Here is a 24,925-nt window from a genome sequence, read left to right as displayed (position 1 = left end):
TTATCCTAACTTTGATGTATGAGTAACTTCCTGCCCAACGAGCTGATAAAGCGCTTAAATGAAGAGCCTGAATTCAATATGCAAGCTTTTCTCCAAGTCCATGAAAATGAGCAGAAAATATCTTCTATTCGGATAAATCCAGAAAAATTGCCAGATCCTACATCGGTCTTGTCGATCTCGGAGCGCGTGCCGTGGTGCGATCGCGGATATTTTCTGGAAAAGAGGCCGGTGTATACCTTAGATCCATTGTACCACGCCGGAGCTTACTATTCGCAGGAAGCGAGCTCTATGTTTTTGGCTTTCGCAATGCAAACCCTTAGCGTAGATACGAAACCGCTTATAGCGCTAGATTTATGTGCAGCACCAGGCGGCAAATCTACTTTATTACAATCGTATCTTTCGTCAGATTCCTTATTGGTTTCTAACGAAATCATCAAAGCACGAGCCAATATTCTGGAAGAAAATAGCATGAAGTGGGGCGGTGTGAATGTCGTAGTTACCAACAATGATCCGGTGTCTTTTGGCCGACTGCCCGGTTTTTTGATTTGTTAGTGGTTGATGCACCTTGCTCGGGCTCGGGAATGTTTCGCAAAGATCATGATGCGATCGATGAATGGTCGGAAGCGAATGTGAAGCTTTGTGCCGATCGCCAACGAAGGATATTAGCCGATACAATTGGCAGTCTAAAAACAGATAGTTATCTATTTTATTCTACCTGCTCTTATTCTCGAGAAGAGAATGAGGAGATAGTTCATTGGTTGATGGAAGAATTTGATCTCAACTCGGTACCGCTTGATCCGCCTGCGGAATGGGGAATAACTACAACAAAAGCAGGTGATGTATCTGGATATCGGTTCTATCCGCACGAAGTAAAGGGCGAAGGCTTTTTCTTTGCCGTTCTGCAAAAGAAAGCGGAGCAGACGACGTTTAGTAGAAAGAAGATCAAATCGGAGAAAAATAATGCTCCTAAAGAAGAGCTTCGCAAGTGGATCGATGATGAAGGACTGTATCCTTTTTTGCATAACGATCAATTACATGCTTTTCCCAAAAAGTATGAAGTAGAGCTAGAATTCATGCAGAAGATTTTGTACTTGAAAAATGCGGGCACGCGATTGGGTAAATGGACAGGTCGTGAACTAATACCAGCTCACGATCTAGCATTGAGCACGCGAGTGCGTGATGATATTGCAGGAATAGACTTAGATTTGGAGACAGCCTCCAGTTTCTTCGCAAAGAAAATCTGGACGCAGGCATTAATGATTCTGGAAAGATAGGCTGGTTATTGGTTCGCTATCAGGGTGTGAATCTTGGTTGGATTAAAGCATTGCCCAACCGAATCAACAATTACTATCCCAAAGAGTTGCGGATTTCTAATCTATAAAGAATTGCGATGCACTAAGATGCGTTCGCAAATATCGGAAGCAACGGCGTCTTTGCTTTTCAACTCATAACGATGTTCCTGCCCATCTCTTTCGATGATGGTAATATGGTTGGTATCTGTCGAAAACCCTGCTCCAGTGTCATTGGTAGAGTTCAAAACAATGAAATCTAAATTTTTGCGGGTTAATTTACCTTTTGCATTAGCTAATTCGTCGTTGGTTTCCAGCGCAAAACCAACCAATGTTTGTTGAGCTGTCTTTTGCTGACCCAGTGTGGCCAAGATATCGGTAGTGCGCTGCAACGAAAGCGCGAACGAATCTTCTTTTTTCTTAATCTTTTGATCAGCGTATTCGGTAGGGGTATAGTCGGCTACTGCCGCGCTCATGACCACAATGTCAGACGATTGGAAGTGCTCCTGACAGGCGGCCAACATTTCGGCTGCCGAATTTACTTTGACAAGATCTACACCTTTTGGTGCGATCTCATGCGATGGGCCTGAAACTAAGGTAACTGTTGCGCCAAGATCGTGCAATCGCTTGGCGATTGCATAGCCCATTTTGCCACTAGAATGATTACCAATAAATCGTACTGGATCAATAGCTTCGTAAGTTGGGCCAGCGGTAACTAAAGCCCTGAGATGAGTGAAGGGCTTGTCGCCTTCATATTGTTCGGAAGATTGACGTTGTAAGAACGCAATAATCTCTTCTGGTTCAGCCAATCGGCCTTCGCCCGAAAGTCCGCTTGCTAATTCTCCATTACCCGGAGGGATAATGTGGTTTCCATACGATTGGAGTAGTGCAATGTTGCGTTTAGTTGCTGGATGTTTCCACATGTCTAGATCCATTGCAGGAGCTATATAAACCGGACATTTGGCAGAAAGATACACAGCCGTAAGCAGATTGTCGCAAAGTCCGTTAGCCATTTTGGCAAGCGTATTTGCTGATGCAGGAGCAATTATGAGAAGATCCGCATCGAGACCAATCTGTACGTGGTTGTTCCATTCTCCCGTTTTAGGATCAAAGTAATCGACAAAAACGGGCTGTTTGGATAAAGTTGCCAGTGTGAGTGGAGTGATAAACTCGGTGGCATCAGGAGTCATAATCACACGGACAGAAGCGCCTTCGTGGATCAATAATCGGACAATGAGGGCGGATTTGTATGCGGCAATACTGCCGCATACGCCCAATACAATATGCTTGCCCTGCAGAGACGACATGAAATTATTCTTGCTCTTTAGCAGGATTTCTGAAGTACACTTTGTCGTGCAAAAAGTCATCTATCGCAACCAGACTTGGTTTGGTAAGCGCTCGTAATGCTTTGAGATTTCGATTTGCTCTCTATTTTCAAATACTTCTTCTAGGTTGTCGCTACTAGTCGCAAATTCGGCTAGCTTACCGCTCAACTCCTCTTTAATATCTACTGCGATTTGATTAGCACGTTTGCTTATCACTACGATGGACTCGTAGATGTTGTCAGTGCCGGTGTCCAAATCACGTAAATCGCGAGTTATGGTTGTATTAGGGACAGTTGATGAATTATGACTCATAGTTTGATCGTATTTTTCTTATTGTAGTTATTTATTGTGCTTCATTAGTGCTAATTGAACCTGGGCCATTTGCAATTCCCAGTTCTTCTTCGTGCTGCTTTCTGGCCTCATTCATCTGGTCAGTTTGTTTTACAGCGAGAACAATTTTTCGTTCAGCACTTTGGCGTAATGTTTCGAGCTCTTTAACGTATTTGCTTTCTGGATAGTTTTGCACAAAACTCTGATAGTAATCAATGGCATCGTTAAAGCGTTCTTCTTGCCGAAAGAATGCGCTATGTTCAGCAAACATATATTGAGACCGTACTATTAAATATTCCGCTTCTTCGGCATATTTGGTGTCGGGATACTGTCTTAGCATACTTTCGAAGGCGATTACTGCCGCTCGGAAGTCCGCAGGTTGCGCCATGTTGTAGTACAGCTTGGCATTGTCAAAGGCTTTTTTCTCTAATTTGTTTCGTAGGTTCTGAATCAAATCAGATGCTTCTTCGCTACGCTCCGAATCTGGATACAAGTTTACAAATAGCTGTAGCTCGTCAATCGCTTTATACGTGTTTTCCTGATCCAAATTTGTGCGTGGAGAATCAATATAAAAGCAGTATGCAGACATAAAACGGCACTCTTCGGCACGCGCACTGTTTGGATAATTTTGTGCAAAAGCTTTGAAGTGATAGCGTGCCGAGATGTAATCTTTCATACGATATGACGTATATGCCGTATAGTACATAAGATCTTCAGCTTCGGCACTTGCGCGATATTTGTTCAATAGATCTGTAAAAAGAACAGAAGCTTTAGAGTATTTGCCTGCTTCGTAATACTTGACCGCCTCGAGATACTTCATCTGGATATTATTGCTGGCACGCAGCCTTTCAAAGCGACTTTTACAAGCGCCAAGACTTACTAGCAACACCGTGCCGAGACAAAAAAACCAGATACGTTTATGTGAAAACATTTTGCAAAGATACTTCAATTCGTAGTAATAATCAATTTATTTTTCGAAACTAAGGTAATTTAATAATGCACACGAAGCATTTAAATATCACGCATTTAACATTCTTTAACTGTGGCAGAACTTTAGTCATTGCAATGTTTTATTCGGCAGGGCAAAGGTGGCATTTTAGATAAAATTATCTATATTTATACCATAAATATAATAGTTAATAGTAAAATGACTTTACACGAACGAGTTGAGCAGGCGTTAGATACCATCAGACCTTATTTGGAGACTGATGGTGGGAATGTGAGTGTGGAAGAGATTACTCCAGAAAATGTTGTGAAGCTAAAGCTGTTGGGTGCATGTGCAAATTGTGCGATGAGCATCATGACTTTTAAGGCGGGTCTTGAGCAGGCTATTAAGAAGGCTGTGCCAGAGATTGTCTCTGTTGAAGCGATAAATTTGACCGATGTGGACGATCCTAATGCAACCACTCCATACTAGACATATTTTCCATTATATACCTGATTAACACATTTTAACAACACCCGCTTTGGTGATTGATTACTTTTGTGAATATGGCAAAGGGATTTCCATTTTTTGTTTTTAGTTTCTATTTCCTCACGCTGTCTTTTGCACAAGCACAGAAGAAAGAAATTGTGCAATTTTCTGGCATCATAACAGCAACTGGTACGACCATAGAGGTGCCTTATGTTACTATTATCAATGCTAGTTTTGGAAATCAATTGTTTATCGCCAATCATGAAGGCTATTTTACATTTGTAGCGCATAAGGGTGATGTTGTCGCTTTTTCATCGATTGGTTATAAGCCGCTAACAGTGACGATTCCTAGCGATATTTCGGGAGATAAATATAGTCTTAATATCGAGATGGAGAGCCTAGTCGAAGAACTACCGATCGTTACGATCGGTCCGCCATTACCTTGGGCTAGTGTTGAAGAATTTACCATGGCATTTTTGAGTTTAAATGGGACGATGGACGAATATGCGAATGCGCGCAAGAACCTATCTCCAGAATCATTGGCAGCGCTTTCTGCCATCCTGCCTCGTAGCGCCGAAGAGATGCAAAGTTTTGACGGGCGGATGAATCATATCCAAATGAATAATACAGGAATGCGACAGAATGCTACGACACCATTTCTGAATCCTTTTGCGTGGGGGCAATTAATTAATCAAATCAAAAGCGGGGACTTTAGTAGAAAGCGACTAAAGTATTAGCTATTCTTCATGTAAGCCGACCGATCCAAATCTTTTAATACTGAGCTTGGAAGCAGCATACGAAATGAGTATGGACGAAAGCATTACTGTAAAAAAGATCAGCGCAAAATCCATATAACGAACATCTACCGGATAAGCGTCAAATAAGGTCTGCCCACCGGTTCGCACAAAACCATATTTAGCTTGCAGTAAACAGAAAGCGATCCCTAAAGCAATCCCTATTACACTGCCAAGAAGAGCGATAAGAACGCCTTCAAAAAAGAATATCCGCTGAATAAGGCTCGCATCTGCTCCGAAGCTTTTTAATATCTGAATGTCTTTCTTTTTATCGATCACCAACATGGTCAATGAGCCGATAATGTTGAAGATCGCTATTACACCTATAATAGTAACGATGAAAAATACAATCCACTTCTCCGAACTCACAGTTTTGTACAGCGTCGGGTTTTGCTGTTGCCGGTCTTTGACGATGAATTTTTCGCCGATTTGTTTTTGTATCGATCTTTGAATATGATTTACTTGCGAAGAATCCTTTAAAAAGATTTCGATGGCTGAAATACCGTTGGGTTCACTTAACAAATCTTTTGCGAAGCTCAAGGAGGTAATAACCAGATCTTCAAATCCTTGCTGGAATTTCATCACGCCTACAGGTTTGATTCTGCGCACATTAATCTCATCCATTGGGTTGAGGTTACTTGCCTGCGGGTTAATGTTTTTCTTCGGAATGTACAGGGCGATTGCATTCTCAAATTCTTTATAAGGAATTTGTAGATTGGTTTGTACTTGCTCACCAATGATTGCAAAATTGGTGCTGTCCTCCTGCACAACAAAATCGCCGAACAATAGCATATCCTCAGCGGCTTGCGTATGTAAACTTTCTTGTTCAACTCCTTTGATGCGGCCTACGAATTGCTGATTGCCATATTGTACTAATACGCGGTCTTCCAGAATTTCGCTGTACGACTTGATGGCATCATTGGTGCGCAGCTTCTTAAAAGCCGGATTCTGCGCATCAAATACTTTCCCTACAGTGGGCTCTATACGTAAGTCTGGCGAAAACACGCTGTATTGTGACAGGATAAATTGCTCCATACCATTATAGAAGGAAAGCACAATGACCAATGCGGCACTACTTACTAATACTCCTACTACACTGATAGAAGAGATAATATTAATTGCATTTACAGACTTTTTGGAAAAGAGGTACCGCTTGGCGAAGAATAATGGCAACTTCATGTATTAGCCCTGAATGAATGGGTTAGAACCTTTCTCGAAACCAATACTGGTACTTGGTCCATGGCCCGGGTAAACCGTTGTATTATCAGGCAGGCTGTAAATTCTTTGTTTAATACTATTTAATAACTGCGCATGATTTCCTCCAGGAAGATCGGTACGCCCGATGCTATTGCGGAATAATACATCACCGCCAATCAAAAGTTGATGTTTAGCTGAATAGAAACAAAGATGTGCCGGAGAATGGCCTGGTGCCAAGATCGCTTCAAAGGTTTCATCTCCAAGTGAAATGACATCCTTATCTGACAAAAAATGCTCAGCAATTGGTGCAGCATCGTAATTAAAGCCCATCTGCGGAGCATAATTCTGAACTTCCAGCAAAACAGGAATCTCACCTTCATGAAATTGTGCCAACAGGCCGAAGTTGTCATACACAAACTTATTGCCTAGCACATGATCAACGTGGCAGTGTGTATTAAGTAGGATAGTCGGCTTGAGCTCATGTTGCTTTAAAAAAGAAAGGAAATGTTGTTCTTCCTGTCTATTATGCATTCCCGGATCTACAATAATACAGTCTTTCTGCTCATTGAACAGAACGTAAGTATTTTCTTGATATGGGTTGTAAGTGAGGGACTCGACTGTGATCATCTTCAAAAATAGGAACTATTTTGCCTGATGCCAAATCTCCCAATTTTTATCAGCTTGTAAGATGAGCATCTCTAAACCATTCTTCGTCACAGCGCCTTGCATGCGTCCTCGTTTCAAAAATAGCGTTTCCTCAGGATTGTATATCAAATCGTATAGATAATGATTTTTTCCAATACTTTCATACGGAATGGGTGGGCAGGCTTCTATGTTTGGGAATGTACCTAGTGGCGTGCAATTAATAATTAACGGCGATTGGCTGACCATATTCTCCGAAAGCTCTTCATAGCTGATAGCCGAATCCGATTTGACGCGGCTCACTAGTTGACTGGAGATGTCCAACTTTTTTAAAACGTATAATACGGCTTTGGCCGCTCCGCCATTGCCAAGTACCAACGCTTTATGATGTTTCTCTGGATCCCAATGCTTTTTTAAGGATTGCTCAAATCCATACGCGTCCGTATTGTAGCCGACCAACTTTGTGGATCCGTCAGGGAGATGCTTTATGGTGATACAATTTACTGCGCCAATTTCTTTCGCCTCGTCCGAGATTTCTTGCAAATAAGGCATCACTGCCTGTTTGTAAGGAATAGTGACGTTGCATCCCACAAAGTCTGTATTTCCTGAGGCGAAGAGCTCTGGAAATTCGCTGATGCTTGGTATCGGATATAAATCGTAATCGACATCAAGAATGTTTTCCTTTTGCATCTTCTCCACATAATATTTTTTGGAGAAAGAGTGTCCTAAAGGATAGCCAATCAGGCCAAGCTTATTCATATATACAAAAATGTTATCCTGTGTACTTTTTTATTAATTCAAGTATGACTTGATTACCTTCCAACTGTGGCAAGTATTCGAAGATCACATAAGCTTTATCAGGGTCTTTGGTCAACGCGATATCTAAGAAATTAAGTGCTTCGTTTAAATTCCCATTTGCAATAAGATAGGCCACTGTTCGATAATACAATAACGCTTCATCGGGATTGCATTTAATACCTTCGGCCATGGATTCGATGGCCGCTTCCAGCTTCCCTTGCTCAAATAACAAAGACGAATAATCTAACCAAGCTTCCGCGTCTGTAGGGTTTAGCTCTACAACACGAGAGTAGGCATATTCTGATTCTTCGATTTGATGTAATTTGTATCGTGCATCGGCTATTGCAAACCAAAAATCTGGGTTTTCCTCATCAATTTCTAAAGCTTTCTTATAGTAGTACAACGATTCAAAATATCGACCTTCGGAGTCAAGTGTTACGCCGATTCCAAACCAGGCATCGGCGTGTAAAGCGTCCAGCTTGACGGATTTCTCATAGAACTCCCGTGCTTTGGTCATTTTATCTAGCTTTTCGTAACATTCTCCTATGGCACAAAATGTCTCAGCACGCGGACTTTCGAATTCAAATGTATGCTTGAAAACCTCAATGGCTTCGCGATACCGCTCCATATTGATTAAAGCATTGCCTTTATCTAAATAAGCTGGAGAAAACTTCTCCTGGATTAGTATGGCGTAGTCATACGCATCAATAGCTTCTTCAAATTTGCCTAAATGATGAAAAGCATTACCCAAGTTATACCACGCGACAAAAGAATAGGGGTCGCTATCAATGTATTTTTGGTAGAATGAAATGCTTTCTTCTAGCCGGTCCATTCGATCGTAACACTCTGCAATCGCATACAGCGCGTCAGAATTTTCGTTGTTTAGACTCAGCGTCATCTTAAAAAACTGAATTGCTTTAGAAAGGTCGTTATTTGACTGATGCATCTGGCCAATCTGAAAGTATACTTCGTCTTTCGCATCGCTAAGTTCTAGTGCACGGTAGAAATTCTCTTCAGCTCGTGCAGAGTCCCCATATGAGGAGTATACAGCGCCTTTAATAAGATAAATCTCAGATTCGGAAGGCTCCAAAAGCTCTGCTTTTTCAAGCGCCTGTAGTGCAAGAGCAAGCTGTTGCATGCTGAGCAGCAATTGTGCTTTACGAATAAAGAAATTCGTCTCGAATGGATGTTGATTTAAAGCAAAATCGGCGACTTGTAAGGCTTTTACTGGATCATTTTTCCCAATATAATATTCTATGATTCCTTCGAAGGCGATGGTGTCAAAGAAATACTGATCCTCATTGCGAAGCATTTCCTCATATCGATCCACTGAGTGCTTCTGTTCTTCGGGTGATCCGAAGTCAAAATTTTCTTCCATAGCTACAGTATCTCCTAATGGTTGACATCGCAGCATAAATCTGCTGCTTTGGAATGAAGATAAACGTTTCTAAGTTGAAATTTACCTGATTGTTTTCCACATTTAAACATTAGACTATAGATGAGTCAGATTGTTTAACGTCAGAAATTTCTAAAAACAGAAAAAGCCGACTCATACGAGTCGGCTTTCTTATGTTGATAATCAACGCTAGGCGTTACTTATTTTTTGATCTCAACACGACGGTTTTGGATACGTCCAGCTTCAGTATCGTTAGACGCTACTGGGTTAGACTCACCTTTACCTTCTGCAGTGATTTTAGAAGCAGCAACACCTGCATTTACTAAATACTGTCTTACCGCGTTAGCGCGATCTTTAGAAAGGTTCATGTTGTAAGCTTCGCTACCTTCAGCTGAAGCATAACCATCTAATTTTACAGATCCATTAGTATCACGTAGTTCTTTCGCTAATCTATCTAGAGTAGAGTAAGATTCAGTTTTCAATACAGAGCTATCAAATTCAAATTGAATTGGAGCTGAGTAAGAACCTGTTGCTACGTTATTGATTACTTGTGGCTCTGGGAATTTGATTGGACATCCTGAACCATCTACTTGAGTTCCAGCAGGAGTGTTAGGACATTTGTCAAATTTATCAGATACACCGTCACCATCAGAGTCTTTGCTCAATTGATCAACAGTACCTTCTAAAGTAGATACACGTTGTTTCAAAGCTTCAACTTCGTTTCTCAAAGTGTTGTCTTTCAACTCATCGTAAAGAGCAGCAACTGGGTTAGCAAAAGTTAAGTTTTCTTTGTCACGTGATCCTAGAGTGAACTCTAAACCACCTGTAACATGAGAGAAACGTCCCTTGATATTCATGTCGCGACTTGGTCCGTAGAAGTAGTTATCATCAGTGAAGTTCATGGTGTAACCTAAGTTCAAGGCAACCACTTCAGATAATTTAAATTTAGCACCAACACCTACTGGAATGAAACCAGATAATTTGTTTTTGCGATCTCCTGTAAAGTTTCTGTCTCCAAAGATTTCAGAACCCCAGTTTCCTTCATTGCTGAAAGAAGCTCCAGAGAAATCGTTGTTTGCGAATTGTACTGGATTCGAAGCCAATACTCCCATACCTACTTTAGCGAAAAAGTTAACCGCATTTTCTCTGCGCATGAAGTCGATAGTACCCAATTGGAATACTGCGTTCAAGCTACCAGACCAGTCAACACTAACCTCTGAAGAAGTAGCTCCACCTGGTAACCACTCACGGCTCTCAATTGCAGGGCCAGAAGCGTCAGCATTGAAAGTTTTGATACGACCACGGTTACCTTCCAACTCTAAACCGAATAGGTGAGAGAATTGTTTACGGATAGTCAAACCATAGTACTCACCAACACTGTTTTGGAAGTAACCAACTTTTTGACCAAAAGCGTTTGATCCGCCAGTCAAAACGTTAGGAGCAGTAATACCACCGTGTACACCGATAGACCAAGTTCTGTATTGAGATCTTCCACCGAATACAGTTGGTTGTTGAGCTTGAGCAACTTCAGCAAAACCGAAAGCGGCTACTAGAGAAGCTGCAACAGCTGTTTTTTTAATTGTAGAATAGTTCATACTCTTGTTTTTAAGGTTATTGAATTTTTAATTGTTTCTTATTAATCCCAATTGATCATCACTCTTACAATAACGATGCCAAAATTAATTTAGGCATATTCAAAATTGAAAAAATTCCATCCTATGGGTATTGTGCCGTAAAAATACGTTAATACATACGATGTTTCCAAATTTTAAAAGAAAAATTTCTTCTAAATGGAGCAAATATTTTTTTGGCTATCTAAATCACGTAATGAATGATCGCAAAAGTAATACCTCCTAGTACAGCGCTCACTGGTATGGTTAGTACCCAAGCCCACAAAAGACTTATCGTAACGCCCCAACGAACCGCTGAAACGCGTTTTACAACGCCGACACCGATTATCGCCCCGGTAATGGTATGCGTTGTGGAAGCAGGAATACCGAAATGCTCTGTAATACCTAATGTTAAGGCTCCAGCGCTTTCTGCACTAACTCCTTCAAGAGGTGTCACCTTAGTAATTTTCGTACCCATGGTTTTTACAATTTTCCATCCGCCACTCATAGTACCTGCGGCGATAGCTGCATAACATGATAGTGGAACCCACTCTGGCATAGCTTCAAAATTTGGAATAACCTGTTGTGCAATCAATGCTGTGGCGATAATACCCATAACTTTTTGCGCATCATTACCACCATGTGCAAAACTCAGAGCGCCAGAAGAAATTAATTGAAAGATCTTGAACCATTTCTCTGCCACGGCAGGGCGAGATTTTCTGGCCAAATTAATAATGATTAGTGTGATAATGATGGAGATCGTCATACCGATTACTGGTGCTAGCACGATAAAAGAAATGATCTTAGCTGTAGCACCTAGGTTAACCGCATCTAGCGGATTAGCTCCTTGTATAAGGGCAAAGGCCATTCCTGAACCTGCAAAGCCACCAATCAAGGTGTGTGAAGAGCTAGAAGGGATACCATAATACCATGTAAATAAATTCCACGAAATCGCGGCTACCAGACCAGCGAAAATCACCTCAAGCGTGATGTATTCTTCTAATACCGTCTTCGCAATGGTATTGGCCACCTTGTGATCTGTAAAATAGAAGTAGGCTGCGAAATTGAATACTGCAGCCCAAAGTACGGCTACGAAAGGCGTAAGTACTTTGGTGGAAACGATGGTTGCGATGGAGTTCGCTGCATCATGAAATCCGTTGATATAATCAAACGCGATAGCAAGTATGACAACAACGACAAGTAATGTAGTAATCATGTACTAAGTGTTTTCTTTGTAAAGTACGCTTTACTTATTAAGCGTTTTTAACTAATATACTTTCCAATACGTTGGACACATCCTCGCATTTGTCTGTGGCAGTCTCCATAGAAGACAGGATCTCTTTGTGTTTGATTAGGATGATGGCGTCTTTCTCGAATTCAAATAATTCAGCGACGGCTTTTTCAAAGATGTAATCTGCCTTGTTCTCCACGCTATTGATGCGTACGCAAGAATCGGTGATGTTGCGCACGTTTTTTATATCCTTCAGTTCGTACACTGCCTTGGCTACGTGCTCTGTCGCTTCGATTAGTAGTTCGGCCAATTCTTTCATAGCCTGAGTAGGCGTTTCTACCTTGTACAGGTCCATCCGGTTAGACGCGCCATGAATGTAATCGGCAACGTCATCCAAAGAACTTGCTAAAGAGTGAATATCTTCGCGATCGAAAGGAGTGATGAAGTTTTTGCCCAACTCCAAGTGGATTTGATGGGTGATATCATCCCCGCGATGCTCTAGATCTTCTATTTTTTTTGTTAAAGTTTTGCGTAGTTGACTGTCTGTGGTATTTACAGATTCGTTGAGAACTTTAGCCATTTCGATCAGGTTAGAGCCTGCTTGCTCGAAAAGAGGAAAGAATTTTTTGTCCTTAGGGACGAAAAAATTGAAGATATTACCTAATGCCATATATTGTGATGTTTAAGCCTACAAAAGTATGTAGCTAATGTTAAGTTAATGTTAAGTTTCTTTGTTTTTATCCGTTGGTTACTTTTGCCTTTTGCAGTGTAAATGAAAAGGTTGTCCCAATTCCTTCAGTACTTCGTACATGTACGCTTTGCTGGTGTGCTTCTATTATGTGTTTTACAATGGATAGTCCTAATCCGGAGCCACCAATATCTCTTGAACGACTTTTATCGGTCCGATAGAAGCGCTCGAAGACACGAGATAAGTTTTTCTCTTCAATACCATGACCGTTGTCGGTCACTTCCACTAATATTTGTTCAAAAAGGGAGCTGGTTCTTATGGTTGTTGTACCGCCTCTGTTTCCATATTTAATAGAGTTTTCCACCAAGTTGATTAATACTTGTTGAATTTTCTTTTTGTCGGCCTTTACAAAAATTTGCTGTGTAGGTTTGTTGGCCATCTTTAATGTTATGTTGTTACTTTTAGATTTATCTTCTAAATATTCGATCGTATCATTTATTAGATCATGGATATCAAAACGTTCAATGTTCAGTACGACCGCTCCAGATTCTAGTTTGGCTATTTCGTCAAGATCATTAATGAGGTAGCTCAATCGATCAATGTTTCTGGAAGCTTTTGCTAAGAAGGTCATAGCCATTTCAGGGTCTTCTTGCATTATGCCATCTTGCAGAGTTTCTATATAACCTTGTACGGCGAAGAGCGGTGTTTTAAATTCATGTAAGGTATTAGAGAGAAATTCTTTTCTGAATTTAGCTTGTTCTTTTAGTCGTCCGATTTCAGAAATTTTTTGATTGGCCCAGGCAGATACTTCCTGCTCGGCCTCGGCGATCGGATTTTCAGGCCTGTACGGTCCCAATGCTTCTTTTAGATCTTTGCCTAATTTGAGATTGGTAATGAGTTTATACAAGTTGTGTATTCGATCGTTGATCGATCTCTCAAGTACCGTACTGATTATAAGATAACTGACTACGAACGTAGCCGCGGAGATACTTGCCGCTCGCTTCCAGTCGGGCACGAAATACAACAGGATGCCCATAATGACACAGGCAAAGGAAAGGGAGACAAAGAATGATATCTGCCTAAAGGTCATATGTGACTTTTTTGAGTTTATTAAACTCAAATATACAAATGCTTTATTAAGGAATCGTTAAAGGCGCGCTAAAGTCGTTTTGCCACCGACAACTTTATCTCCGATTTTGACATCGACCTGTGTGCCGATGGGTAAGAATAGATCTACACGAGAGCCAAATTTGATGAAACCAAATTCGGTACCTTGCTCTACTTGATCACCTTCATTTACATACCAGACAATACGGCGAGCCAAGGCGCCAGCTATTTGGCGGAATAGAACTTCGACACCGTCTTCTTGCTTTACGACAATGGTCGTGCGTTCGTTATCTGAGGAGGATTTTGGATGCCAAGCTACTAAGAATTTGCCCGGATGGTACTTAAAAAATGAAACTATTCCAGAAATAGGACTTCTGTTGATATGTACATTTACTGGTGACATAAAGATGGAAACCTGCAAACGTCTGTCTTTAAAATATTCGTTTTCTTCGGTTTCTTCAATCACCACCACTTTGCCATCTGCTGGACAGAGAATGGTATTCGCAGTTTGCACTATAGTACGTTTTGGGCTGCGAAAGAATTGTAATATTGTAAGAATCAGAAATGCAGATAGTAAATAAAAAAACCATTTAATATATGCGTTGGCGTCGTAATAGTTAGCGACGGCATTCACAATGAAACAGAAGAGAATAACTAAAGCTAAACTGGTGTAGCCTTCTTTATGAAATTTCATATTGATATCTGATTAATACCCGCAAAAGTAATCTTTTTGTCTTATTATTCCTGCTCTAATTTTCGTTCTATACGATTCGTCTGAAACTGTAAGCTATTGTCCGCAGCAGTAGACATGGTGCCATATACGGTAATCGTATCATCGATATATTCTCCACGTTTAAACGAAGGTACATAATATGGTATAGTCTCGACCACCTTCTTAAAGCTGTTATCGAATTGATCGGGTAGTGATTTTATGATCAATGTACCACGTGGCGTGCCATCTTTACGTACCTGTACTTCAAATGCATAATCTGTAGTGATCTGGCTATCTGCCTTTGCCAGTTGAAATGCGTTGCGCAAGTATTCTGCTAAGTAAACAGTAAACCCGGTGAAATCATCATACGTACATTGCTTAAACAATAAACTTTCTGCACGATAGAAGTTTTCGTAAGGGAGTATACCGTAGATAGGTTTGCGGTATTCGATATCTTCAAACACATTGTACCCCCGCAACAACGCACCGTCTCGATAATATTCTTCAGCTGCAAATTCACTTTGCTTCGCCTGAGGATTTTCGAGGTGCACCGTCCATGCGCCATGAGGTAGGCCATCTTTAATACGGCCTTTCATCGCGTAGAATCCATACCCATATTCTGAAAAACCATCAATTGGATTGAGAAATTCATATCTTCCATCACCTTGCTTAACGCTCAATTTTCCGCGACGATCCCATTGCGACACGATCCTCGTTGTCGAGTCAGAAAATGAAACACTTAGATAAGGCTTTCCATCCGGGTAGAAATAGTTCCAAAACCCGTCTGGACGATTGTCTTTAAACGTTACTTCCCACTTTACTTGCCGATTAGGATGATAAGCAACGAAGGATCCATTTTTCACGCCCTGAGTGTATTCTCCAGTCAATAAAAGTGTGCCGTCAGCAGCATAATCTCTGAAGATCCCATTGAACTTGTTTGTCGATCGGTCAAATCCGGCGCGTCTTTCGATAGATTTGAACTCGCAATTTTTATCTACCAGAAAATAATTAGGGTCGTAATAGAAGCGAACTTCATCGGCGTCGATACGTTCAAAAAATATGTTATTGACCGAATCTTGCGCATACGCCATGCTCCAGAAGATAGGCAGGCAGAATATAAATAGGATAAATGTAGTCTTAATTCTCATGGTGCAATATCAAATACTAATGTGCTTCTAACCAATTGCTTCCTTCGCCAATTTCGACTTCTAAAGGCACTTGTAGTTTTAATGCATTCTTCATTCGTTGGCTAATGATCTCTTTGAACGTGTCTACTTCAGACCTCGGAACATCAAATACCAACTCATCGTGTACCTGCATAATCATTTTTCCTTTCAAGCCTTTTGCCAAGATATCCTGATGGATATGGATCATGGCTACTTTGATCATATCGGCGGCCGATCCTTGGATCGGCGCATTAATAGCATTTCGTTCGGCAAAACCACGGACAGTCATATTTGCAGAATTGATGTCACGGAGATAACGTCTACGTTTCATAATTGTTTCTACATAACCTTTTTCCTTTGCGGCTTCAATCGTATTAGACATATAGTCGCGAATACCACTGTATTGTGCAAAATATTGGTCGATAATCTCGGCAGCCTCTTTTCTCGAAATCTTTAAGTTCTGGGAAAGGCCGAAGGCCGATTGTCCGTAGATAATACCAAAGTTCACTGCCTTCGCGTTGCGACGCTGTTCGGACGTCACAGATTCTAAATCTACGCCATACACCCTAGCGGCGGTAGCGCGATGGATATCCTGGTTTTTCTGAAAGGCTTCCATCATATTTTTATCCTGACTTAGCTCCGCCATCAGGCGCAGCTCAATTTGTGAGTAATCGGCAGAAAGGAGAACATGATCCGTATCGCGTGGAATGAAAGCCTTGCGCACTTCGCGACCGCGCTCGGTACGAATAGGAATATTTTGCAAGTTGGGATTGGTCGAACTCAAGCGGCCAGTCGCGGCCACGGCTTGGTTGTATGAAGTGTGGATCAGGCCGGTCTCGGCATTGATCAATGTTGGCAAGGCATCGACGTATGTTGATTTTAGCTTTTGCATCTGCCGAAAGTCCAAGATATCTTGTACAATATCCGATTTATCTGCCAAAGCCAGCAGTACATCTTCACCCGTTTTATATTGCCCGGTCTTCGTTTTTTTGGCTTTTGGATCTAGTTGTAGTTTATCAAACAATACTTCACCCAATTGTTTGGGCGACGCGATGTTGAAGGTAACGCCTGCTTTTTCGTAGATGGATGCTTCTAATTTGGCAACATCTTGCTCCAAGCCTTTGGATATAGTCTTCAACGTATCGACGTCGATCTTAACACCATTTTGTTCGATCGATGCCAATACATATACCAATGGAAACTCCACTTCTTGGGCTAATTTTTCGGTGGCGCTGTCTTGCAATAGCGGTTGAAAAATTTCTTTGAGCTGCAGCGTGATGTCGGCATCCTCGCTAGCGTACTCTTTTATTTTTTCGAGCTCTACATCGCGCATCGATCCTTGCTTTTTACCTTTGGCGCCTATTAATTCGGTGATGGATACCGGCGTATAGCTCAGATAGGTTTCGGCGAGCACATCCATGCCATGGCGCGTATCTGGATCGATGAGATAATGTGCTAACATCGTATCAAATAGTGCTCCGCGTAAATGTATTCCGTATCGCGAAAGCACCAGAATATCATATTTTATATTCTGTCCGATTTTACCAATCGAAGGATCTTCGAGCACCGACTGGAATGTCGTCATTATTTGTATTGCGTCATCTCTATCGGCGGGAGTGGGTACATAATAACCGATGCCTTTTTTGAGCGCGAATGACATCCCAACGATCTCCGCCGATAAGGCGTCAAGGCCTGTCGTTTCGGTATCAAAAGCAAATTCCTTGCTCTTGGCCAACAGCTGTACTAAATCTGCTTGCTTTTCTGGCGTATCTGCCAAATGATAGGTGTGCGCTATGGTATTTATGCTATGCTCTGCCACGGTCGCTTCTGCTGCAGCTGTCGGTATATCTGGAAACCCAGATTTGTCTGCGCTGAACAGATCCATTTGTCCACTAGATTTTTTACTTTCGGCGTCTGTAATCGTGAAATCATCACCAAATACTCGTTTACCTAACGTTCTGAACTCTAGCTCCGCAAAAAGAGGTTCGAGCAATTCCTTATTAGGAGCGGTATATGCCAATGCTGCTTCGTCCAATTCAGTCGGTACATCGAGCAAAATGGTTGCTAGCTTTTTAGAGACCAAACCTTGCTCCGCAAAATTCTCGACATTCTCTTTTTGTTTGCCCTTTAATTTGTCTGTATTGGCAATAAGGCCTTCGATGCTGCCATATTCTTGAATCAACTTTTTAGCGGTTTTTTCGCCAATGCCTGGTATTCCCGGAATGTTGTCCACGGCATCGCCCCATAGTCCCAGAATATCGATTACCTGCAAAGGATCAGTGACTTCCCATTTTTCCAAAATCTCGGGCACACCAAGTATTTCGGCGCCATTGCCCATGCGAGCAGGTTTGTAGATAAAAATATGATCAGACACAAGCTGGCCAAAGTCTTTATCGGGCGTCATGCAGTAAACGGTAAATCCGTTTTGCTCGGCGCGCTTAGCTAGGGTGCCGATGATATCGTCTGCCTCGTAGCCATCTTTGGTAATAATCGGAATATCAAACCCTTCAATAAGCCGAAAGATGTAAGGAATGGCGGTAGCCAAATCCTCTGGCATCTTTTCCCGTTGTGCCTTGTAAGCTTCAAAATCGATATGACGTTGGGTAGGTGCATCGGTGTCAAACACGACTGCGATATGCGAAGGTTGTTGATTTTTCAGCACCTCTAATAAGGTGTTAGTGAACCCCATGATAGCGCCGGTATTAAGTCCGTACGATGTTAGTCGAGGAACTTTATTTAACGCAAAATAGGCGCGATATATTAGCGCCATACCGTCTAGAAGGAATAATTTTTTTTCACTATTGTTTGAGGTGCTCATACCAGATTTTTAAAGATTCGAAGCGTAGCAAATATACTTTTTATTTTATAAGAACCGTGGATCACAAAGTACAAATCCCGCTTCAAAGTAGGCGTAGCAATGCGTTGAGGTGATGTATATTTGGTGATTAAGGAATCTTTCTTGCATCGCTTTTCGTAGCTTTGTATGTGCAGATCGGCGTAGCGATAATTTCGTTACATTGCATGACCGATTTGTTGATGGTATGGATATGCAATACAGCAAATAGCGAACAACGTAGTTTAAAGCGAAATGATAAATCGAGGAGTTTTAAAAGGTCTGGTAACGAAATCTACGGGAAGTTGGTACCAGGTGCTCGGCGAAGATAATCAGCGCTACGAATGTCGTATAAAAGGCAAGTTTCGTATCAAAGGAATTAAAACAACTAACCCTATTGCCGTCGGCGATCGGGTAACGATCGAACCGGAGCAAGAAGAAGGTTATGCTGTTATAACCACTTTAGAGCCTCGAAAGAACTATATTATACGCCGTTCTATTAATCTTTCTAAACAAACTCAGATCATCGGTGCAAATTTAGATCAAGCACTACTAGTGGTGACGCTGGCATCACCGCCTACATCAATGGGTTTCATTGATCGCTTTCTGGTTACTGCCGAGGCATATAGTATTCCAGCTGTATTAGTATTTAATAAATTAGATCTATTTAGTGCGGAAGGTTTAGAAATTCTCCAGGATTACAAATCCGTATACACCAAAATTGGTTATACCTGTCTAGAAGTATCGGCTCTAGAAGGGACGAATCTCACTTCATTACACGAGCTATTACAGGATAAAATCAGTTTGGTATCAGGTCATTCTGGTGTAGGAAAGTCAACTTTGATTAATGCATTGATTCCCGACATTAGTTTAAGAACTGGGCAAATTTCTAGTTGGTCCGACAAAGGAAAGCATACGACCACGTTTGCCGAGATGCTAGAACTTCCCTTTGGCGGTAGCCTGATCGATACGCCCGGAATTCGCGAACTAGGGGTAGTCGATATCGAACCACAGGAGCTATCACATTTTTTTCCCGAAATGCGTGCACTCATGAATCAGTGCCGATTCAACAATTGTAGGCACATCAATGAGCCGGGATGTGCGGTGATAGATGCCGTCGAGCAACAACATATCGATGCATCGCGCTATGAAAGCTACCTGAGCATTTATCACAATGAGGATTCGAGAAATTAACCTACTGTAACATAATTCTATACTTCGAAAACATCGTTTCGTGTTCTTTGTTTAGGATATTACTTAGTGGTATAATTTTGATCAAAACAATTTATGAAACCTATCTGGAAGTGGATCATTGGTATAAGCGGTGCATTACTTGTGATTATATTGGGTGCAGCATGGTACCTCAGCAACAATTATAAGCCTTTGTTAGAAAATAAGCTGAAAGATCTTATCGCCGAATCTTCGGATGGTCTTTATAGTTTGCAGTATGACGAATTAGATCTCAATGTAATACTTGGAAACATTACCTTAAGCAATGCTGTATTGATGTCCGACAGTGTGGTTTACGAACAGTTGGTGGCGGCGCAAAAGGCGCCAGATAATCGATTTCATATTGCATTAGATGAGCTTAAAGTTCGTCGGTTGGGTATAATGGGCCTTTTGCTGAACAAAAAACTAAACATTGGTACCATAGAATTAGCTATGCCAAAGGTGCACATGATCAGTCAACCACATGCATTTAACGATACGATAAAAGACGAAAAAACAAAAACTCTTTATGAACAGATCAAAGATGATTTATCTTCTATATCTGTAGATAAAATTGACTTTACGAATATTAAATTCAGCCATACCAAAATTGCAGACGGCAAGCAATCTACTATGGAACTGGACAGCGTGCAATTGCACATCGGCGATGTGTTGATTGATGAAAACTCAGATCAAGATACCTCAAGGCTATTTTATACGAAGACCGTGGATCTATCTCTACCAGGATTTGAATACGATCTTCCGGATGGTTTCCATCGCGCAAAGTTCGATCAACTGCACCTTAATACACAGCAGCGTAACTTGTTTATCGGCCAAGTATCATTCGCTCCAAAAATGAGCAAAGCAGAGTTTTTTAAGAAGAAAGGTGTAAAAACTACCATGGCGATCTTGCAAGTTGATAGTATCAATCTGGATGGCCTGGATATCGCACGATTGATTGACCAGCAGAAAATCTATGCTCAAAATGCAAGACTAAAAAACGGATCAGTATCGCTATACATGGATTTACGGTATCCCTCAACTCCTAAATCACATATAGGAAACTCACCACATCAGCAGATTATGAAACTGGAGCAGTCTATACATATAGATACGGTACATATAGACAATATCGATGTGTTGTACGGTGAAACTAGCAAAAAATACAATCAGGAAGGTATCATCACATTTAATAAAGCTACCGGTATAATAACTAATGTAACCAACGATACCATTGTCTTGCAGAAGGATAAATTTATGCGGGCAGATCTTCGTGCAAGAATTATGAATTCGGGCAATTTACATGCTATCTTTGGCTTCGATATGTTGAGTAAAAATGGTGCTCATACATACAAAGGTAGTTTGGGTGCAATGAAAGCTACAGCTTTCAACCGAATTATAAAACCATTAGTAAATGTCGAAATTAGCTCTGGGAATATTCGGAAAGTAACGTTCGATATGGCAGGTACTGATTATCGTAATTGGGGAGATTTTCGTTTTGATTATGACGATTTGAAAATCAAGATTTTGGGCAGCAAAGATGAAGAAGGTAAGCGCTCTGGCAAAGGCATTCTTTCTTTCTTAGTAAACCAAATCATCATCAATGACAGTAATCCTGATGCCAATGAAGTATACCACATAGGTAAGGTGGAGTACAAAAGAAATCCGACGCATTCGTTCTGGAAAACTTTGTGGCAGAGCTTGCTAGATGGTATTAAGCAGACGGCAGGCATCAGTCCAGAACGCGAAGCGAAGCTCACCCAGGCAGGACGTGCCACACAAAACGCCTCGACAGGAATAAAGGGGGCTGCGCAGAAAACGGGAGGATTTATCAAAGGCTTGTTTAGCAAGAAGGATAAAGACGATACGGATAAAAAAGATGCGAAAAAGTAATACTAAATATAGTAACTAATGTCTATAACGAACGAACAGGAGCTGAATGGAATGAAGCGAATTAGCGAGGTGGTTGCACACACTTTGAAAGAAATGATCGCTTTTGCTACGCCGGGAATGTCTACCAAAACATTGGATAATTATGGTAGAGATATCCTTGAATCTTATGGTGCCGCATCTGCACCATTTAAAACCTATGGCTTTCCAGGCTGGACCTGCATTAGCGTCGATAAGGAATTTTGCCATGGCATTCCTTCCGATCAGCGCATATTGAGAGAAGGGCAACTAATTAATATAGATGTATCGGCCGAATTGGATGGTTTCTGGTCCGACAATGGTAGCTCATTTGTCTTAGGGAATGCGCCTTCAGAATACGATAATTTGGTAAAAGCATCACAAGAAATATTACACGAAGCTATCGCTCAGATCAGTGGTGGTGTACGTATTGCAGATGTAGGAGAATTGATGGAGAAATCTGCCAAGCGACGAGGATATCGGGTAATAAAAAACTTAACAGGACATGGTGTAGGCCGGAGTTTGCATGAAGCGCCACATGAAATTGCTAACTTTCGTGATCGTTTTAATCGCGAGAGATTTAAGAAAAATACCACTGTAGCAATCGAAACATTTATTTCTACGGATTCGTCTGAAGCTATTACATTGAAAGATGGCTGGACGATGGTAGGCAATAGAGGTGGATACATGGCCCAGCATGAACATACAATTTTAGTAACTGGAGGTAAACCAGTGATTTTGACTTCGAATAATGGCGTATAAATAGTAGCTTTGTTCGGGGATTATCTATGTCTGAGCTACTTCACTATTTTGTTCGATATAAGGCACAGGCTCTAGATAGAATTCAGTTTTATTTAAGCCTATGCTGCACAGTTTTTATCCTATTGCATATCGGTTTTATCCGAGATGTATTTTGGGCAGACATCCTCGGAAGGCTGTCCATTTATTTTTTTTACGCGCTTTTTCTTCTAGAGTTTGGTCGTCTCGCAAGTAGTCTATTACTACTAAAGAGAATAAACGTCACGCACCTCCCCGGTATTTTGTTGAGTGCCTACATGCTCTTCATAATTTATGTAAGGCATTTTGGTTGGTATGGAGAAATCAATTTTGCACAAGATGAATGGTCGTTCCTAGCTGTAGCTATGATTTTTCTGACGCAGCTGTCGAAAAATAGTTTGTTTTTGGACAAATTGTACTTCAACCCGACCATATTATTTGTAATAAGTTTTTTGGGGTTAATAGTACTTGGTACCGTTTTACTAATGCTACCCCGTACATCGATAGATAGGCCGCTCACGTTTATTGATGCATTTTTTATGGCGACCAGTGCAGTTTGTATAACTGGCCTGCAGGTGACAAATATTGCCACTCAATTTTCTTTTTTCGGACAATTTGTTGTCTTATTGCTTATACAGATCGGAGGGCTTGGAATAATGACCTTTACGGGCTTCTTTGGTTACTTCTTTTCGGGTGGATTTTCGTTTAAAAATCAACTTATGTTTGGTGAGGTTCTAGGCGAAAACAAGCTCAACGAAGTCATAAGAACGTTATTGATGATTATATTCATCACCTTTCTGTTAGAGCTATTTGGCGCCATTTTGTTGTTCTTCTCTCTTGATGCTAATCTATTTCCTCATTTGGGATATCGGTTGTTTTTTGCCGTATTTCACGCTGTTTCGGGGTTTTGTAATTCTGGCTTTACTCTGATGGAAGGAGGAATATCTGGCAATGTATTCCGCTATAATTATCCATTTCAATTGGCCTTGTCTTGTCTGTTTATCTGCGGAACATTGGGCTTTGGGGTTATTCACAACTTCTACACCTACGCAAAGAAAATGACGGCCAATTTGGTCAACCACTTTGTCATGCGCAGACAGGTCGTTCATAAAGCACACAACTTCTCGTTCACACACAAGTTTGTCGTTTATTGCAATGTTATCATGATAGTATTGGCTACGGTATCATTCTTAGTTTTAGAATATCATAATAGTTTAGCCGCTGATGAACATTTTGGAGGAAAGATAACGACGGCATTCTTCATGGCAAATTCATTGCGCACCGCTGGATTTGAGACGATCGGAGTAGGATTTTTGTCGATGCCCACTTTGATCATGGCCGTGACATTAATGTGGATAGGCTCCTCACCAGGTTCGACTGGAGGAGGTGTGAAAGTTACCACGATTGCGGTAGCGTTACTCAATGTAATATCATTAGCAAGAGGTAAGGAATCTATCGAAATTTTTGGCCGACGGATATTACCAGAATCAGTCAGCAAAGCTTTTGCTATCGTACTGTTATCTATACTCACTATTTTACTTTGCTTTATTTTTTTGAATGTGACGGATGGCAATTTAGACACGACAGCTTTGTTGTTTGAATCTATTTCTGCGTATACTACCTCTGGCCTAAGTCTGGGTATCACGGCAGAACTGAGCTCTGCGGGTAAGATCGTGTTGGTCACGACTATGTTTATTGGCCGTGTTGGTATGCTCACACTATTAGTTGCTTTTATCAAAGACTCGTCCAAGAAGAACTATATTTATCCATCTGAAAAGCTATTATTTTAATGAAATACATTGTATTAGGACTTGGGCACTTTGGAAGATCATTGGCCATACGGCTCACCGAGATGGGACACGAGGTAATTGGCGTCGATGTGAAACTTACTTTGGTGGAGCAATTTAAAGATCGTATCACACATACAGTATGCTTGGATGCTACCGATCGAGAATCAGTACGATCATTGCCGCTCAAAGATAGCGATGCCGTAATTGTCGGCATTGGCGAAGATGGAGGTGCTTCTATATTGGCTACTGCTTTGCTCAAACAACTTCAGGTAAAACGCATCATTGGCCGCGTTATTTCCGATCTACAGAAAACAGTACTCGAGGCGATGGACATTGCCGAATACGTGATGCCAGAAGAAGAAGCCGCAACTCGATTAGCTATGCGCTTAGATAATATAGATATTGTAGACTCTTTTCAGGTATCCGAAAAATACAGCATCATCGAAACTAAAGTGCCGAACAAATATGTAGGCCTATCTTTGCAAGAAGCGAATTTGACCAATTTATTTAAAGTGATCGTGCTTACTACATTGCGCGAACAGGCCGATAATGTGCACAGCCAAAAGCAGCTAAAACGCGAAGCCACGGGAATAGCCAAGTCTGATACGATTTTGCAGGATGGCGATGTACTCGTGCTATTTGGAGAAATGGCAGATATAATGCGCTTAATCCGTAAGGGGGAATAGCGGGAAATACTTCCTTGTATTTT

The 24,925-nt window shown here is 41.2% G+C and carries 23 protein-coding genes and 1 pseudogene; 10 read left to right on the top strand and 14 right to left on the bottom strand.

The window, feature by feature from the left end:
- Positions 1-18 precede the first annotated feature (18 nt).
- The 3 genes from A0125_RS16410 to A0125_RS16175 are packed head-to-tail and all read left to right on the top strand — an operon-like array spanning position 19 to position 1,381.
- Positions 19-552: a hypothetical protein gene (locus A0125_RS16410; RefSeq protein ID WP_262507299.1), complete on the top strand. Its 534-nt coding sequence runs from the start codon at positions 19-21 to the stop codon at positions 550-552.
- Between the two features lie 29 nt (positions 553-581).
- Positions 582-1,274, top strand: coding sequence for an NOL1/NOP2/SUN domain family protein (locus tag A0125_RS16405; protein WP_262507298.1), 693 nt, complete (start codon positions 582-584; stop codon positions 1,272-1,274).
- Entirely contained in the window at positions 1,241-1,381 is a 141-nt protein-coding gene (locus A0125_RS16175; RefSeq protein ID WP_317038818.1) for a methyltransferase RsmF C-terminal domain-like protein, read from the top strand. Before A0125_RS16405 ends, A0125_RS16175 begins: the two co-directional genes overlap by 34 nt.
- Here A0125_RS16175 and coaBC read toward each other — a convergent pair.
- From coaBC to A0125_RS11425, 3 genes and pseudogenes are all read right to left on the bottom strand, one after another.
- Positions 1,376-2,596: a bifunctional phosphopantothenoylcysteine decarboxylase/phosphopantothenate--cysteine ligase CoaBC gene (gene coaBC / locus A0125_RS11435; protein WP_066756129.1), complete on the bottom strand. Its 1,221-nt coding sequence runs from the start codon at positions 2,594-2,596 to the stop codon at positions 1,376-1,378. The genes A0125_RS16175 and coaBC overlap by 6 nt on opposite strands.
- Positions 2,597-2,600: 4 nt before the next feature.
- Positions 2,601-2,926 (bottom strand): annotated as a pseudogene (locus A0125_RS11430) (DNA-directed RNA polymerase subunit omega).
- Positions 2,927-2,957: 31 nt separating this feature from the next.
- The gene (locus A0125_RS11425) at positions 2,958-3,875 is read right to left on the bottom strand and encodes an outer membrane protein assembly factor BamD (RefSeq protein WP_066756126.1); all 918 of its coding nucleotides are present in this window, start codon (positions 3,873-3,875) and stop codon (positions 2,958-2,960) included.
- Positions 3,876-4,091: 216 nt separating this feature from the next.
- Between A0125_RS11425 and A0125_RS11420 the strand changes: the two genes are divergently transcribed.
- Both A0125_RS11420 and A0125_RS11415 read left to right on the top strand, forming a co-directional pair.
- Complete coding sequence (locus A0125_RS11420; RefSeq protein ID WP_066756553.1) at positions 4,092-4,361, top strand: NifU family protein; 270 nt, start codon at positions 4,092-4,094, stop codon at positions 4,359-4,361.
- A gap of 74 nt (positions 4,362-4,435) precedes the next feature.
- On the top strand, positions 4,436-5,095 hold the full coding sequence (locus A0125_RS11415) for a hypothetical protein (protein ID WP_066756123.1): 660 nt from the start codon (positions 4,436-4,438) through the stop codon (positions 5,093-5,095).
- On the opposite strand, the gene A0125_RS11410 is transcribed toward A0125_RS11415, so the two are convergent.
- The 11 genes from A0125_RS11410 to polA all read right to left on the bottom strand — a co-directional run bounded on the left by A0125_RS11410 (position 5,096) and on the right by polA (position 18,469).
- Complete coding sequence (locus A0125_RS11410; protein WP_066756120.1) at positions 5,096-6,331, bottom strand: FtsX-like permease family protein; 1,236 nt, start codon at positions 6,329-6,331, stop codon at positions 5,096-5,098.
- Positions 6,332-6,334: 3 nt separating this feature from the next.
- Complete coding sequence (locus tag A0125_RS11405; protein ID WP_066756117.1) at positions 6,335-6,976, bottom strand: MBL fold metallo-hydrolase; 642 nt, start codon at positions 6,974-6,976, stop codon at positions 6,335-6,337.
- 15 nt (positions 6,977-6,991) lie between these two features.
- Positions 6,992-7,750 carry a shikimate dehydrogenase family protein gene (locus A0125_RS11400; protein ID WP_066756114.1) on the bottom strand — a complete coding sequence of 253 codons (759 nt, stop codon included), beginning with the start codon at positions 7,748-7,750 and terminating at the stop codon, positions 6,992-6,994.
- Positions 7,751-7,763: 13 nt separating this feature from the next.
- Positions 7,764-9,167 carry a tetratricopeptide repeat protein gene (locus tag A0125_RS11395; protein WP_066756112.1) on the bottom strand — a complete coding sequence of 468 codons (1,404 nt, stop codon included), beginning with the start codon at positions 9,165-9,167 and terminating at the stop codon, positions 7,764-7,766.
- 218 nt (positions 9,168-9,385) lie between these two features.
- A complete protein-coding gene (locus A0125_RS11390; protein WP_066756110.1) occupies positions 9,386-10,780 on the bottom strand; it encodes an OmpA family protein in 1,395 nt (464 codons plus the stop codon).
- 220 nt (positions 10,781-11,000) lie between these two features.
- Entirely contained in the window at positions 11,001-12,011 is a 1,011-nt protein-coding gene (locus A0125_RS11385; protein WP_066756108.1) for an inorganic phosphate transporter, read from the bottom strand.
- 37 nt (positions 12,012-12,048) lie between these two features.
- Complete coding sequence (locus A0125_RS11380; RefSeq protein ID WP_066756105.1) at positions 12,049-12,696, bottom strand: DUF47 domain-containing protein; 648 nt, start codon at positions 12,694-12,696, stop codon at positions 12,049-12,051.
- 67 nt (positions 12,697-12,763) lie between these two features.
- Positions 12,764-13,804 carry a sensor histidine kinase gene (locus A0125_RS11375; RefSeq protein WP_066756102.1) on the bottom strand — a complete coding sequence of 347 codons (1,041 nt, stop codon included), beginning with the start codon at positions 13,802-13,804 and terminating at the stop codon, positions 12,764-12,766.
- A 57-nt stretch (positions 13,805-13,861) separates the two neighbouring features.
- Entirely contained in the window at positions 13,862-14,515 is a 654-nt protein-coding gene (locus A0125_RS11370) for a phosphatidylserine decarboxylase family protein (RefSeq protein WP_066756098.1), read from the bottom strand.
- A gap of 44 nt (positions 14,516-14,559) precedes the next feature.
- A complete protein-coding gene (locus tag A0125_RS11365; RefSeq protein ID WP_156472522.1) occupies positions 14,560-15,681 on the bottom strand; it encodes a toxin-antitoxin system YwqK family antitoxin in 1,122 nt (373 codons plus the stop codon).
- Between the two features lie 16 nt (positions 15,682-15,697).
- A complete protein-coding gene (gene polA / locus A0125_RS11360) occupies positions 15,698-18,469 on the bottom strand; it encodes a DNA polymerase I (protein ID WP_231863221.1) in 2,772 nt (923 codons plus the stop codon).
- A gap of 318 nt (positions 18,470-18,787) precedes the next feature.
- On the opposite strand from polA, the gene rsgA reads away from it, so the two are divergent.
- The 5 genes from rsgA (at position 18,788) to A0125_RS11335 (ending at position 24,902) form a co-directional block, all read left to right on the top strand.
- On the top strand, positions 18,788-19,726 hold the full coding sequence (rsgA, locus tag A0125_RS11355; RefSeq protein ID WP_066756086.1) for a ribosome small subunit-dependent GTPase A: 939 nt from the start codon (positions 18,788-18,790) through the stop codon (positions 19,724-19,726).
- A gap of 93 nt (positions 19,727-19,819) precedes the next feature.
- Positions 19,820-21,634, top strand: a complete 1,815-nt coding sequence (locus A0125_RS11350) for an AsmA family protein (RefSeq protein ID WP_066756083.1) — start codon at positions 19,820-19,822, stop codon at positions 21,632-21,634.
- An 18-nt stretch (positions 21,635-21,652) separates the two neighbouring features.
- Positions 21,653-22,411, top strand: coding sequence for a type I methionyl aminopeptidase (gene map, locus A0125_RS11345; RefSeq protein ID WP_066756080.1), 759 nt, complete (start codon positions 21,653-21,655; stop codon positions 22,409-22,411).
- A gap of 293 nt (positions 22,412-22,704) precedes the next feature.
- Positions 22,705-24,216, top strand: a complete 1,512-nt coding sequence (locus A0125_RS11340) for a TrkH family potassium uptake protein (protein ID WP_231863220.1) — start codon at positions 22,705-22,707, stop codon at positions 24,214-24,216.
- Positions 24,216-24,902 (top strand): potassium channel family protein, encoded by a 687-nt coding sequence (locus A0125_RS11335; protein ID WP_066756067.1) that lies wholly within the window; start codon positions 24,216-24,218, stop codon positions 24,900-24,902. Before A0125_RS11340 ends, A0125_RS11335 begins: the two co-directional genes overlap by 1 nt.
- The last annotated feature ends 23 nt before the right edge of the window (positions 24,903-24,925 follow it).

The sequence above is a fragment of the Sphingobacterium populi genome, assembly GCF_001586775.1.
Taxonomy (GTDB): domain Bacteria; phylum Bacteroidota; class Bacteroidia; order Sphingobacteriales; family Sphingobacteriaceae; genus Sphingobacterium; species Sphingobacterium populi.
The sequence above is the reverse complement of the archived record's forward strand: the minus strand, read 5'-3'. Positions and strand labels throughout refer to the sequence as shown.